Source organism: Pontibacter populi (assembly GCF_040278685.1).
GTDB classification, from domain to species: Bacteria; Bacteroidota; Bacteroidia; order Cytophagales; family Hymenobacteraceae; genus Pontibacter; species Pontibacter populi.
This window is the reverse complement of record NZ_JBEOKT010000002.1, coordinates 164,431-177,167: the sequence shown is the minus strand read 5'-3', so window position 1 is coordinate 177,167 and position 12,737 is coordinate 164,431. Positions and strand designations below refer to the sequence as shown.

The 12,737-nt window shown below is 46.2% G+C and carries 13 protein-coding genes; 11 read left to right on the top strand and 2 right to left on the bottom strand.

Annotated features, from left to right (window positions below; all coding sequences use genetic code 11):
* Nucleotides 1-9: 9 nt before the first annotated feature.
* From ABS362_RS02630 to ABS362_RS02620, 3 genes are all read left to right on the top strand, one after another.
* Complete coding sequence (locus ABS362_RS02630; RefSeq protein ID WP_350410727.1) at nucleotides 10-786, top strand: rhomboid family intramembrane serine protease; 777 nt, start codon at nucleotides 10-12, stop codon at nucleotides 784-786.
* Between the two features lie 108 nt (nucleotides 787-894).
* The gene (locus ABS362_RS02625; protein WP_350410726.1) at nucleotides 895-1,800 is read left to right on the top strand and encodes a rhomboid family intramembrane serine protease; all 906 of its coding nucleotides are present in this window, start codon (nucleotides 895-897) and stop codon (nucleotides 1,798-1,800) included.
* A gap of 731 nt (nucleotides 1,801-2,531) precedes the next feature.
* Complete coding sequence (locus ABS362_RS02620; protein ID WP_350410725.1) at nucleotides 2,532-2,915, top strand: hypothetical protein; 384 nt, start codon at nucleotides 2,532-2,534, stop codon at nucleotides 2,913-2,915.
* Nucleotides 2,916-2,999: 84 nt separating this feature from the next.
* On the opposite strand, the gene mdh is transcribed toward ABS362_RS02620, so the two are convergent.
* Together mdh and tilS are read right to left on the bottom strand one after the other, a co-directional pair.
* Entirely contained in the window at nucleotides 3,000-3,941 is a 942-nt protein-coding gene (gene mdh, locus ABS362_RS02615) for a malate dehydrogenase (protein ID WP_162427443.1), read from the bottom strand.
* A gap of 172 nt (nucleotides 3,942-4,113) precedes the next feature.
* On the bottom strand, nucleotides 4,114-5,445 hold the full coding sequence (gene tilS / locus ABS362_RS02610; protein WP_350410724.1) for a tRNA lysidine(34) synthetase TilS: 1,332 nt from the start codon (nucleotides 5,443-5,445) through the stop codon (nucleotides 4,114-4,116).
* A 120-nt stretch (nucleotides 5,446-5,565) separates the two neighbouring features.
* Here tilS and ABS362_RS02605 point away from each other — a divergent pair, with 120 nt between their 5' ends.
* From ABS362_RS02605 to recN, 8 genes are all read left to right on the top strand, one after another.
* The gene (locus tag ABS362_RS02605; protein ID WP_350410723.1) at nucleotides 5,566-7,317 is read left to right on the top strand and encodes an OstA-like protein; all 1,752 of its coding nucleotides are present in this window, start codon (nucleotides 5,566-5,568) and stop codon (nucleotides 7,315-7,317) included.
* A 79-nt stretch (nucleotides 7,318-7,396) separates the two neighbouring features.
* Entirely contained in the window at nucleotides 7,397-8,227 is an 831-nt protein-coding gene (locus ABS362_RS02600; RefSeq protein WP_350410722.1) for an outer membrane protein assembly factor BamD, read from the top strand.
* Nucleotides 8,228-8,239: 12 nt separating this feature from the next.
* Entirely contained in the window at nucleotides 8,240-8,569 is a 330-nt protein-coding gene (locus tag ABS362_RS02595) for a DNA-directed RNA polymerase subunit omega (RefSeq protein WP_350410721.1), read from the top strand.
* Between the two features lie 9 nt (nucleotides 8,570-8,578).
* The gene (locus tag ABS362_RS02590; protein WP_350410720.1) at nucleotides 8,579-9,139 is read left to right on the top strand and encodes a flavoprotein; all 561 of its coding nucleotides are present in this window, start codon (nucleotides 8,579-8,581) and stop codon (nucleotides 9,137-9,139) included.
* A complete protein-coding gene (coaBC, locus tag ABS362_RS02585; RefSeq protein ID WP_350410719.1) occupies nucleotides 9,120-9,782 on the top strand; it encodes a bifunctional phosphopantothenoylcysteine decarboxylase/phosphopantothenate--cysteine ligase CoaBC in 663 nt (220 codons plus the stop codon). The genes ABS362_RS02590 and coaBC overlap by 20 nt, the downstream gene beginning before the upstream one ends.
* Nucleotides 9,757-10,680 (top strand): type IX secretion system protein PorD, encoded by a 924-nt coding sequence (gene porD, locus ABS362_RS02580; protein ID WP_350410718.1) that lies wholly within the window; start codon nucleotides 9,757-9,759, stop codon nucleotides 10,678-10,680. The genes coaBC and porD overlap by 26 nt, the downstream gene beginning before the upstream one ends.
* 80 nt (nucleotides 10,681-10,760) lie before the next feature.
* Nucleotides 10,761-10,991, top strand: coding sequence for a hypothetical protein (locus ABS362_RS02575; RefSeq protein WP_350410717.1), 231 nt, complete (start codon nucleotides 10,761-10,763; stop codon nucleotides 10,989-10,991).
* 3 nt (nucleotides 10,992-10,994) lie between these two features.
* A complete protein-coding gene (gene recN / locus ABS362_RS02570) occupies nucleotides 10,995-12,674 on the top strand; it encodes a DNA repair protein RecN (RefSeq protein ID WP_350410716.1) in 1,680 nt (559 codons plus the stop codon).
* The last annotated feature ends 63 nt before the right edge of the window (nucleotides 12,675-12,737 follow it).

Genomic DNA, 12,737 nt, shown 5'->3' with positions numbered 1-12,737 from the left:
AAATAAAACATGTTCAATATATCTCCTATGGTCAGGAATCTCCTGATCATAAATGTGGTGGTCTTTATACTTCAGGGTAATATTTTTGATGCCCGGCAGTTTGCGCTTTACCACTTCGGGTCTGATTACTTTAACCCAATTCAGTTCCTTACACATATGTTTCTGCATGGTGGCTGGGGCCACCTGTTTAGTAATATGTTCAGTTTATTTATTTTCGGGCCCATGCTGGAGCGTTTCTGGGGTTCGCAACGATTCCTGGCTTTTTACCTGATAACCGGTTTGGGTGCAAGTGTGCTTTACTCTGGTGTGCGTGCCTATGAGCTGCACGAATTGCGCGAGAACACTATAGCTTATGTTGAGAATCCGAGCCCGGTTGCGTTCAACAACTATATGGATGAGCATTATCGTGAGGGTTCAGGTCGCGAGCTTGCCGTCATGATGAAGCGTAACCCGGACATTCCGGAATATACAGAACAAAGCAAGTCTACAGTAAGAGAAGTATACGATGCTATTTTTAACAGCCCTATGTTGGGTGCTTCCGGCGCGGTATTTGGTATCTTGATGGCCTTTGGTATGCTCTTCCCGAACCTGGAATTGATGCTGTTGTTTATCCCGTTCCCTATAAAGGCGAAGTATTTTGTACTACTGTATGGAGCTTACGAACTATACACCGGGTTTAACCGCGTAGCCGGCGATAATGTGGCCCATTTTGCGCACCTTGGCGGAATGTTGTTTGCGTACATACTTATTAAAATGTGGCAGCGAAACGATTACCGCAAGTATTAAGTATAGATACCCTGCGACACAAACTATAGTCCTTACTTGTTCCTTCGAATTGATAAGAAAACTGAAAATACCCGTGTCACCTAAAGCCTCTTTCCGAGCATCTAAAACATGAGTATACTTCAAGATATAAAAGACGCTTTCCGGCAGCCCAACAACACACTCAAACAGCTGATCCTGATCAATGTGATCGTGTTTGTTGTGTTGATCGTGATGCGCCTGTTGCTCACATTTACGGTAGGGCCGGGTGCATATAACTACCTGATGAGCTTCATAGCTCTGCATTCAGACATGGGCACCTTTATTACCCGCCCCTGGACGCTGATCACATATTTCTTTACGCACCAGGGCTTTCTGCACATCATCTTTAACATGCTGAACCTGTACTGGTTCGGGCAACTGATACGCGAGTACCTGGGTGATAGAAAACTTCTGAGTTTATATGTGATCGGTGGTATTGCCGGTGGCGTGCTGTATATGTTGAGCTATAACTTTATTCCTTACTTTGAGGATCGCGCTGCCAGTTCTGTGATGATCGGGGCTTCGGCAAGTGTGCTGGCTATAGTTGTAGCTGCTGCTACGTTACTTCCGAACTATACTTTCAACCTGATCCTGATCGGGCCTGTCCGTATTAAATACATTGCGCTGTTCCTGGTTATACTTTCTATTTCCGGCGCGGTTGGCGATAATGCAGGCGGTAACATTGCCCACCTGGGAGGCGCTTTAATTGGCTGGTTATTTATAAAGCAACTTCAGCGTGGCAACGACATGGGGCGTCCGATGCATGCCTTCTTCGATTTCATAACCGGCCTGTTCAAACGAAGACCGAAACTAAAAGTAACCCACCGCCGCACTACCACCTTTACAGGTAAAGCAAACGGCAGCACTACAACCGTAGCCGGCAAACCAAGCCAGAAAGAGATCGACCTTATACTGGATAAAATTTCCAGCTCTGGCTACGAAAGCCTTTCCAAAGAAGAGAAACAGAAGTTGTTTCAGGCAAGCCAGAAGGAGTAGAGAAGCTATAATTCTATAGTTTCGTTACTGTCATCCCGAGCGTTAGCCGAGGGGTCTTATGTGTCCTATCCCATTTGTCATTTCGAACAGCGTGAGAAATCTATCTCAGCTTATAGTTGATATTCTTTCCACCTTGAACCAAGCTATAGTTTCAAACCACTCTTCATCCTGGGAGCTTTAGTTACCCATAGTTTCATTTTTGGCTTTGGTGCCCTCACGGCCGGGAGGCCCCGTCTTCGGGCATCGCGCTGCTGATTTGAAGCTACCCTCGTTACCTCGGGTTGGCTGCGCCACCGCAACAAATCAAAGGCGCTCAACCCAAAGACTGCGATCTTTCTCATAGTTATAGTTTGTCTATAGTTTGAACTGGTAAGCTTCGAGTTTTATCAGCAACATATTTCTGTAGGGACAGGTCGCGACCTGTCCGCTCGACAGGCTGTAACTATAGCACTATAGTTTGAAAATTGGCAAAGGACAGAAAGTCCCCCTTTGAAGGGGGCAGGGGGATGACAAACGACAACCATAAAACTATAAATCAAACTAAAGCATCAGCAGAAATTCCCCTCTCGGGAGGGGCAGGGGTGGGTTTACTCCCCGCTATGCACAAGAGAGAGTAATTAGACCGCAGCAACTATAAACCGACACATTCAACCTGATATCGAGTCAACAGTAGGATTATATGCTGATTTTTTCTACCTTATAATCCAATTCATAAACAAACTTAAACCTCTATGAAATACATCCTTTCAGGTGTCACTTTACTGCTGGCTCTCATCTCGGGAAATGCTGTTGCGCAGGGCAATGTTGAAGATAATAAGATAATGAGTCGGTTAAATACAGGTGAGTATGCCGGACCTTATTTTGCTAATGACCAGAATAATCCGTTGGTTTTACTGACGGACGGTGATAACACTTTTAAAATTGGGAAATCATCGTTGCTGAATGAGATAGAGGAAAGCTGGATTGAAAATATGGAGGTGTTAAAAGGCGCAAAAGCTACGCAGCTGTATGGCAACGAAGGTGCTAATGGTGTTGTCATCATCACGCTGAAAGAAGGAGTGGAGGCTACAAAACTATACCTGGATAGGGTAAAGAAAGAGCAAAGCGAACAGTAATTCTCATTCTAAAGAAAGATTATAAACAAAAACGCCGCTCCTTTTCAGAAGCGGCGTTTTTGTTATCAATAAGTAATTTTATACTTAAGCTTTTGCAGCGTTGATGTTGTCAAGCGCTTCCATTACTTCTTTCACGTGTCCGCGAGAGGTTTCAAGCAGTTGCTTCTCGTCTTCGTTCAGTTGCAGTTCGATGATCTTCTCGATACCGTTCTTGCCAAGTATAACTGGTACACCTAAGTATACGCCATCAATACCGTACTCACCTTCAAGCTTCACGCAAACCGGGAATACACGACGCTGGTCACGAACGATAGCTTCAACCATCTGGGCAGCTGCTGAACCCGGCGCATACCAGGCAGAAGTTCCCATTAGTTTAACAAGCTCGCCGCCACCGTTCTTAGTGCGCTCAACTATAGCATTCAGTTCCTCTTCACCGATCAGCTCCGTTACCGGGATACCACCAACTGTAGTGTAACGCGGAAGCGGAACCATAGTATCGCCATGGCCACCCATTAATACCGCCTGGATATCTTTTGGAGATACGTTCAGGGCCTCAGCAAGGAATGCTCTGTAACGGGCTGTGTCCAGGATACCAGCCATTCCCATTACGCGTGTGCGTGGCAGCTTAGACGTAATGTGTGCAGCGTAAGTCATTACATCAAGTGGGTTAGATACCACAATGATGATAGCATCCGGAGAGTGCTTTACAATATTTTCAGTTACTGACTGCACAATGCCTGCGTTTGTAGAGATCAGGTCATCACGCGTCATGCCTGGCTTACGTGGCAAACCAGACGTGATAACTACAACATCAGAACCAGCAGTTTTGCTGTAATCGTTAGTTACGCCAACAGTGCGTGTGTCGTAAAGGTTGATAGGGGCTTTCTGCCAGATATCAAGCGCTTTGCCCTCAGCAAAACCTTCTTTAATATCCACTAAAACTACTTCGTTCGCGATTTCGCGGTAAGCAAGCACATCAGCGCATGTAGCACCTACGTTACCAGCTCCAACTACAGTTACTTTCATTATCGGATATACTTTATGTTAGTTTGAGAATTCGGTTAACTCCCGTAAAATTAGAAAAATCTATTATTAAAAGCGTGACTTTAAGACAAAAGACTATGCGACAAAGGACAAAAGATTTTTTACACATAATTCAGTCCATTGTCTTTCGTCAAAATCTTCTTTTTCGCGCAGCCTAAGGCTTTGCCTGCAGACTTATCTCCACCACTTTCTCGGTCTTGTCTGTTACCTTAAACCTGTTATCCAGGCGCTGGTTCACGATCCAGGCTATCGACTGGTCGGATACTAATACTAGGGTTTGAGATTTAAGGTTGGCCGGTACTTTTTTGTCGATCAGGAAATCGCTGATCTTTTTCTTGCCGTTCATGCCCAGTGGTACAAACCAGTCGCCTTCCTGCCAGCTTCGCAGTTTCAGCGGAAACCTGAGTTGCCCGGCATCCAGGGCTGCTACAAAGGGTTTGGTATTCAGTTTATAGTTGGCGGCATCAACATACTTAATGTTAAAGGTAAAATTACCGGCATCTATAGTTGTGTCGCCTTCCTGAATAAGTATACTTCCGAAACTGCTCAGGTTGCGGGGGGTAATAACCAGTTGGTCGCGGTCTTTTACCAAAGTGTGCGTAGGCGAATCGAATTGCTTTCCTGAAATACCATCCAGCGCATCCACCAACTCCAGCACCACACTATAACTATAGTTGAACGGGCGAAGCAGTTCGTGCAGCACCACCGGTGTTCCGGTAGCGTTCTGCAGGGGCACCAGCGAAATATACCAGGCGTTCTCTGCTTCTTTTACGCTCTCCTGTTTTAACCTGTCTATATAAGCAGCAACTATAGCTTCGGCGTGGCTTACGCGCTCGGCAGTCTGCTGCATGGTTTCTTCCAGACTTGGGTTTATCTCCTTCAGGACAGGGATAACCTCGTGGCGGATCTTGTTGCGCTGATATTTGGTCGTTTCGTTCGATGCATCCTCGCGCCAGATCAGTTTGCGTTCTGTTACCAGTTCAAAAATATCGTCTTTGGTAACCGAGAGCATCGGGCGGATGATGTAGCCGTTTTTAGGTGGAATGCCGTGCAGGCCCGCAATGCCGGTGCCTTTGGTAAGGTGCAGCAATATGGTTTCGGTTGTGTCGTTGCTATGGTGGGCAGTGGCAATGTAGTCGTAACCTTCCTGCTGCCTTACCTGCTCAAACCACTGGTAGCGCAGGGTGCGGGCAGCCATTTGTATCGAAAGTTTTTCCTGTTCCGCAAAAGCTCTGGTGTTAAAGTTTTCGGTAAAGAAAGGTACATCGTATTTCTTGGCCAGCTTTTTGACGAATACCTGGTCAGCTTCTGTGTCTTCGGCACGTAACCCGAAATTGCAGTGTGCTATGGCAAAATCATATTTGAGTTTATGCAAAACTTCGCAGAGCACCACCGAGTCTATTCCGCCGCTTACAGCTGCTAATATTTTACTCTCTGGCTGGCAAAGCGTATGAGCTTGTATAAAATCTGAAACTTTCTGTAGCATAAGCAGCGGCTGGTAAATTTTTCCTAATTTTGATGTATAGTTTGGACAAAAGACTACCGGATGAAGGATAAAAGAAAATTCCTTTATTAAAAATGTCTTTGATCCTTTGTCTGAGATCTAATGAAGTATACAAAATTACTGTTTTCTATTGTCTTTACCTTCCTGGCGCTGACAGTTTTCGGGCAACAGCCCCTTAAACGTGCACCTGGTACACCAAAACAACCGCCGGTAAAGCAGCAGCCAATCAGGGAACAGCAAATACCTGCCCGCCAGCAGCCTGCAACGCAGCAGCAAAATGGTAAGGTTGAGCTGCTCGGGGCTGATAACCTTGTTGGTTCTCTGGTGAACGGACGCCGGGTAGATAAACTGATAGGAAATGTACGTTTTAAACAACGCGATACGTACCTGTATGCTGACTCTGTGTACCAGTATGGCGGTAATACGCAGGTGCTGGAAGCCTTTAGTAATGTGCGTATTACACAGGGCGATACCCTAACTATAACCGGGGATCATGCCACTTACGATGGCACAAAACGAACAGCCCGCATTACCGGAAACGTGGTGATGCAGGACCCGCGCATGAACCTCACCACGCCAAGCCTGGACTATAACCTGAATACCAAAACGGCAGTCTACACCGAAGGAGGTATATTAATTGATCCCGAGAATAGACTGGAAAGTCGCCGTGGTTCTTATAATACCAACACCAAAGAATTTACCTTTCAGCAGAATGTTAAAGTTACCACCGCAGACTATAACATTACCGCCGAAAACATGCGCTACAATACCCAGAGCAAGATAGTTTACTTCCTGGGACCAACTGTAATTAAGGGTCAACGCGGAGACCTGTACGCTGAGCAAGGGAATTATAACACGCTTACCAAGGTCTCTAACTTCGGTAAAAACGCTTACATTCTTACCCCTGAGTACAGGTTAGGTGGCGACGAACTATACTATGACCAGAATACAGGATATGGCATAGCCCGCAAAAATGTATCGCTCAGGTCTTTGAAAGATGATGTAACGATACGTGGGCAGGTGGGCCGATACTGGCGCGACAGGGGCGTGGCAAAAGTTTCTGGTAGTCCTGTCATGGAAACCATCATGAAAAATGATACCCTTTACTTGTCTGCTGACTCGCTTATATCGAAAGAAGCACAGGGGCCGGGTACTAAAAGTATGCTGTTTGCTTATAACAATGTAAAGATATTTAAGCCGGACCTGCAGGGTAAATGCGACTCGCTCAGTTTTAACCGCACCGATTCTGTGATGCACATGAATGTGAAGCCGGTGCTCTGGAGCGAAAATAACCAGCTGGTTGCAGATACCATTCATATTTACCTCCGCAACAAGACTATTGACCGCATGTACATGTACAGCAACGCGTTCATGGCATCCGAAGATACCCTGAAGAACTATAACCAGGTGAAAGGGCGCAACATGGTAGCATTTTTTACCGACGGCGACCTGAAACGTGTTAACGTGAACGGAAACGGGGAAAGCATTTACTTTGCTTTGGAAGGTGATACCACGCTTACCGGCATGAACAAAGCTATCTGCAGTAACATGGTATTAAAGTTTGCAGAAAATAAACTCGACAGGATCTCGTTCCTCGTAAATCCGGATGCCAGTTTTATACCGCCACACGAGCTGAATGATACAGAAAAACAGCTGGAAGGTTTTACCTGGTACCAGGAACTACGGCCAAGCAAGCCGCAGATATTTGCACCAAGGGCAGCTGTAGCTCCTAAAAAGGCATCCGGTAATCAGAAGAAGACCAAAAAGCAAACAAAAGCGCAGCAAAAGAAACGCGAAATGCCTGCTAAAAGACAAACCAACCCAAGGCAGGGAAGAGGTTTGCAAAAACAATAGGCAGCCTTACGCAGGTTTATTCAGGTTAGCCCGATTCATAGTTGTAAATCATATGGATATTGTATAATTTTGCCCGTTCATGAAGAGAAGACTTTCCCATATCGTTGTGCTTTTAGCCCTGTTGCTTACGGCTGCCAGCTGTAGCAACTATCAGAAGCTGTTGAAAAGCAACGATGTACAGCAAAAGTACACTGCCGCTGTTAAGTATTACGAAAAAGGTGATTACTACCGCGCCAGTGAGTTATTGGATGCTGTTGCACCTTTGCTTACAGGTACCGAGCAGGCCGAAGATGCCCTTTTTTACCAGGCGAGCGCAAACTATGAGCTAGGCAATTACCTGCTTAGCGAAACGTATTTCCGTAACTTTTATACTACTTACCCGCGTAGCCCGAAAGCCGAAAAGGCCATGTTTATGCAGGTAAAGTCGTCGTATAACCAGTCTCCGGATTTTGAGCAGGACCAGGCAAGTACTTTAATAGCCATGGAGTCGGTTCAGGAATTTATGATTCGCTACCCGGAAAGTGAGTACACCGAAGAGGCCAGCCAGATACTGGAAAACCTGAGCATCAAACTTGACAAGAAAGCTTTCGACAGCGCGAAACTATACTATAAAATAAAGTACTTTAAAGCGGCTGTTGTAGCACTTGATAACTTCCTGAAAGAATATCCGTCTTCGCCTTACGCTGAAGAAGCCGCTTACATGAAGATCGAGTCGCAGTACGAGTTCGCGAAGGAAAGTGTGCCGGCAAAGCAGGAAGAACGTTATTACGAAGTGGTAGATTTTTACCAGAGCTTCGCAGACCAGTATCCTGAAAGTGAGTTTATGCGTAGTGCCAACCAGATCTACGACAACACGCTGGCTGAACTCGAAAGAATCAAAACAGAAAAATCAACTCAAGCAAATTCTTAAGTAACTATACATATGGCATCAGTTCCATCATCAATCGTAACACGCAACATGGCCGACTTCGCAGAGCAGACCGGCAACGTATATATGTCTGTGTCAGTTATCTCTAAAAGAGCTAACCAGATATCTGTGAAGCTGAAAGAGGAGTTGAACTCTAAGCTTGCTGAGTTTGCTACAACTGTAGATAACCTGGAAGAAGTGTTCGAGAACCGTGAGCAGATCGAGATCTCTAAATACTATGAGCGTATGCCAAAGCCAACCAGCCTTGCTATTGAGGAGTTCCTGGAAGGTAAAGTATACCTGCGTAATCCAGAGGATGAAGAAATGACAGAAGAAACGCTGTAATAGCGGCTCATGCTCCGGCATAAAAAAATAATACTGGGAGTTTGCGGAAGTATAGCTGCTTATAAAGCGGCTCTGCTGGTTCGCCAACTCGTAAAAGCAGAAGCAGAAGTACAGGTGATCCTGACCACTTCTGCTTCTGAGTTTATAACCCCGCTCACACTGGCCACGCTCTCTAAACGGCCCGTGCTCACCCAATTTGTCAGGGATGAAGGCGGCCTCTGGAATAACCACGTAGACCTTGGCCTTTGGGCCGATGCTATAGTTGTAGCCCCGGCAAGTGCCAATACCGTTGCCAAAATGGCCAACGGCTTCTGCGACAACCTGCTTACAGCCACCTACTTATCGGCGCGTTGCCCGGTGTTTGTTGCCCCGGCCATGGACCTTGATATGTACCAGCACCCATCTGTGCAAAGTAACTTTACAAAGCTGCGCGGCTATGGCAACTATATTATAGAAGCCGGTTTCGGCGAACTGGCAAGCGGACTGATAGGGCAGGGAAGATTAGCTGAGCCCGAAGAAATAATGGAGGTACTTCAGAACTTTTTTGCCCGTGAAGGAAAGATCGTTTAAAGGCAAGACCGTACTGCTGACCGCAGGCCCTACCTACGAAGCTATAGATCCGGTACGTTTTATCGGGAATCATTCGACAGGCAAAATGGGCTTTGCCATTGCTGAGGAATTTGCCGCGAAAGGAGCCGATGTTATTTTGGTTTCAGGCCCGACAAACCAGAAAACGACTACTCCAACTATAAACGTACTACCTGTATCCTCCGCCGACGAAATGTATGCTGCCGTACAGGCACATGCCGATGCGGCGGATATTATAGTTTATGCTGCTGCCGTAGCCGACTATAAGCCGAAAGTAGTTGCGGATAAAAAAATAAAGAAAGCCGGCAACGAACTCACAATAGAACTTGTTAAGAACGTTGATATAGCAGCAGCTATGGGCAAACAGAAAAAGCCGGGCCAGTTCTCGGTTGGTTTTGCCCTGGAAACAGATAACGAAAGTGCCAACGCTGCCGAAAAGCTAAAGAAAAAAAATCTGGATATGATCGTGTTAAACTCGCTGCGTGATGAAGGCGCCGGTTTTAAGCACGATACGAATAAAATTACCATTATAGAGCCTGATAAAACAACTGCTTTTGAGTTGAAACAGAAGACCGAAGTGGCGCAGGACATTGTAAACCTTGTTTGGGAACGACTACATGGCTAAGAAACTACTTTTGCTGGTAATGCTAACTATAGCTACGCTTGGCGCGAAGGCCCAGGAATTGCTATGCGATGTAGTCGTTAACAGCGATCAGATACAGTCTACGGACAAGCAGCTGTTTACTGAAATGCAGACCCGTATAGAGGAACTACTGAATACCCAACGGTGGAGCAACCAAGCCTACGGATCAGAAGAACGCATTAAATGTCGCCTGCTGATCAACCTGACCGAAATGCCACAGATCGGTATGTTCAGAGCGAATGTGCAGGTAGTTTCGGTAAGGCCGGCCTATGGTACCGGGTATGAATCTACGCTTTTTACGTTTATAGATAAGGACTGGCTTTTTGAGTACAACAACGCCCAGTTGCTGCAGTTTTCAGACAACAACTATAGTTCTAACCTTACCTCGATGCTGGCTTTTTATGCCTACCTGATAATAGGGATGGATAATGACAGCTTTGGAAAAATGGGAGGCGGACAGGCATTTGATAAGGCAAGAAGCGTCGTAAACCTGGCAGCATCGCAGGGCACTAACTACCCGGGCTGGAAAGCTTTTGATAGTAACCGTAACCGCTACTGGATCATCGATAATCTGCAGGACCCGCAATTTGCTGGTTTTAGGGAGGGTATTTATAAAATGCATCGCCAGGGATTGGATATGATGTCCGAAAATCCGGAAAAAGCACGCAAAACAGTACTGGAAGTGTTGCAGGAAGTAAACCGCCTGAATAAGCAGAAGCCGGGTGCCGCTATAGTTCGCTCGTTCTTCGAGGCCAAGTCTGACGAGCTGCTGAATATGTTTAAAAATGCCGCCCCGGCCGATAAGCAGGCAGCCTACACCTTGCTCACCGAAACCGACCCGACCAACCGCTCAAAATACGACCAATTACTCAAGCGCTAACTTTCCTGATTTGTTCTAAATCTCGGATAAAGCGCGTATCTTCACGGAGGCATAAACTATAGTTTTGCCAAGTTAAGTACATGGGCAAACGCCAGATTCGTATTTCCGGAACCAAGCTGCAACAACATATTCTAGAGCTACTGGATCGACCAGCAGTGCAAGTGGTGTTGCGCAGCAGAGTGGTGCTGGCCGGCAAACTGTTACAGGTAAATCCTGAAACTATAACCGTGCTGGATATGCGCCGAAGCAAACACGTTTTGCCCACTGATCAGATAGAAGAAATTATTTACGACTTAGAAGCGGCCTTTTAGTGTATGCTGATAGACCTTAAAATAAAGAATTACGCCTTAATTGAGCAGCTTGAGATGCACCCGTCGCCGGTGCTGAACATAATTACCGGTGAGACCGGGGCCGGTAAATCTATTATGCTGGGGGCCATTGGCCTGTTGCTGGGCAACCGCGCAGATACCAAACTGCTCTTTAACCAGGAACAGAAATGTGTGATAGAAGGCGTTTTCGATATCTCGCAGTATAATCTGCAGGAAGTATTTTCCGCCGAAGACCTGGACTTTGATAACACTTGTATCCTGCGCCGCGAGATAAGCCCTAGTGGTAAGTCCAGAGCTTTTGTAAATGATACACCGGTAACGCTGGATGTGATTCGCAAGATAGGGGAGAACCTGATGGATGTACACTCGCAGCATGATACGTTGCAGTTAGGCGATACCAGTTATCAGCTGAACATCCTGGATATTTATGCGGGCAATACCTCCCTGGATATCTACGCCGGAAACCTGTCGTACCTGAAAGCCTACAGCGAAACCTACCGCAACTATAAAAAGCTGGAATCAGACTATAAAAAGCTGGAAGACCAGTTGGCGCAGTCGCAGAAGGAGCTTGATTACAATACGTTTTTGCTGAACGAGTTTGAAGAAGCCAACCTGCAGGCCGATGAACAGGAAAGCCTTGAAGAAGAACTGAAGCAACTCGAGAATGCAGAAGACATTAAACTGAAACTGACACAGGCCGTGCAAAGCCTTACAGAATCAGATTTTAATATTACCTCTGCTTTAAAAGATACCGCTTACCTGATTGGCCAGCTTTCTCAGTTTTCGTCTAAGTATGATGAACTGCGTACCCGGGCTGAAAGTGCCCTGATTGAACTGAACGACATTGCCGGGGAACTGGAAGATGCCGAGCGCAAGACCGAAGCCGACCCGCAACGCACCCAGGAAGTACAGGAGCGTTTGAACATGATCTATACCCTGCAGCGCAAGCACCAGGTACAAACTATAACTGAGTTGCTAATTATACAGGAAGAGCTTTCGACCAAAGTAGGCAACGTACTTAACCTGGATACAGCCATCGCCAAAACCAAAAAGGAAATGGATGCGGCGTACCAGGAAGTACTGAAAAAAGCGAAAGAACTGTCGGATCGTCGTCAGGCTTCGTTTGCCAAATTTGAGCAGGAGCTACACAACCTGGTTGCGGACCTTGGTATGCCGAATGCCCGCATCGTTATTCAGCATAAAGAAGCCCAGCCAACTGCAACTGGTACTGACGAGATAAGTATCCTGTTCAGTGCCAATAAAGGTGCACAGCCGCAAACGCTGGTTAAAGCTGCTTCGGGTGGTGAATTCTCGCGTTTGATGCTAAGTGTAAAGTATATGCTGGCTGATAAAACCGCGCTGCCAACTATAGTTTTCGATGAGATCGATACTGGTATTTCGGGTGAAGTAGCAGTAAAAGTTGGTCGTATGATGCAGCAGATGGCACAGAAACACCAGATCATTGCTATCTCGCATTTACCGCAAATTGCAGCGCAAGGCGATTACCATTACTTTGTGTATAAAGAAGACCGCGAAGACCGAACGATAAGCCGCATCAAACAGCTGAACGACGAAGAGCGCGTAAACGAGATCGCTCACATGATAGCCGGTGCCAACCCAAGTGCCAATGCGTATCAAAGTGCGAAGGAGTTGCTTTCACTGTAACAAGATATTGCTATATTGCCGCCGCATTTCGGCTATCTATAGTTTAGAAGGCGGAAATATTGA

Excerpts from the sequence above, each read along its gene's own strand:
- ABS362_RS02630 (WP_350410727.1), top strand. The coding sequence starts at position 10 with ATGTTCAATATATCTCCTATGGTCAGGAATCTCCTGATCATAAATGTG.
- ABS362_RS02625 (WP_350410726.1), top strand. The coding sequence starts at position 895 with ATGAGTATACTTCAAGATATAAAAGACGCTTTCCGGCAGCCCAACAAC.
- ABS362_RS02620 (WP_350410725.1), top strand. The coding sequence starts at position 2,532 with ATGAAATACATCCTTTCAGGTGTCACTTTACTGCTGGCTCTCATCTCG.
- mdh (WP_162427443.1), bottom strand. The coding sequence starts at position 3,941 with ATGAAAGTAACTGTAGTTGGAGCTGGTAACGTAGGTGCTACATGCGCT.
- tilS (WP_350410724.1), bottom strand. The coding sequence starts at position 5,445 with ATGCTACAGAAAGTTTCAGATTTTATACAAGCTCATACGCTTTGCCAG.
- ABS362_RS02605 (WP_350410723.1), top strand. The coding sequence starts at position 5,566 with ATGAAGTATACAAAATTACTGTTTTCTATTGTCTTTACCTTCCTGGCG.
- ABS362_RS02600 (WP_350410722.1), top strand. The coding sequence starts at position 7,397 with ATGAAGAGAAGACTTTCCCATATCGTTGTGCTTTTAGCCCTGTTGCTT.
- ABS362_RS02595 (WP_350410721.1), top strand. The coding sequence starts at position 8,240 with ATGGCATCAGTTCCATCATCAATCGTAACACGCAACATGGCCGACTTC.
- ABS362_RS02590 (WP_350410720.1), top strand. The coding sequence starts at position 8,579 with ATGCTCCGGCATAAAAAAATAATACTGGGAGTTTGCGGAAGTATAGCT.
- ABS362_RS02575 (WP_350410717.1), top strand. The coding sequence starts at position 10,761 with ATGGGCAAACGCCAGATTCGTATTTCCGGAACCAAGCTGCAACAACAT.
- recN (WP_350410716.1), top strand. The coding sequence starts at position 10,995 with ATGCTGATAGACCTTAAAATAAAGAATTACGCCTTAATTGAGCAGCTT.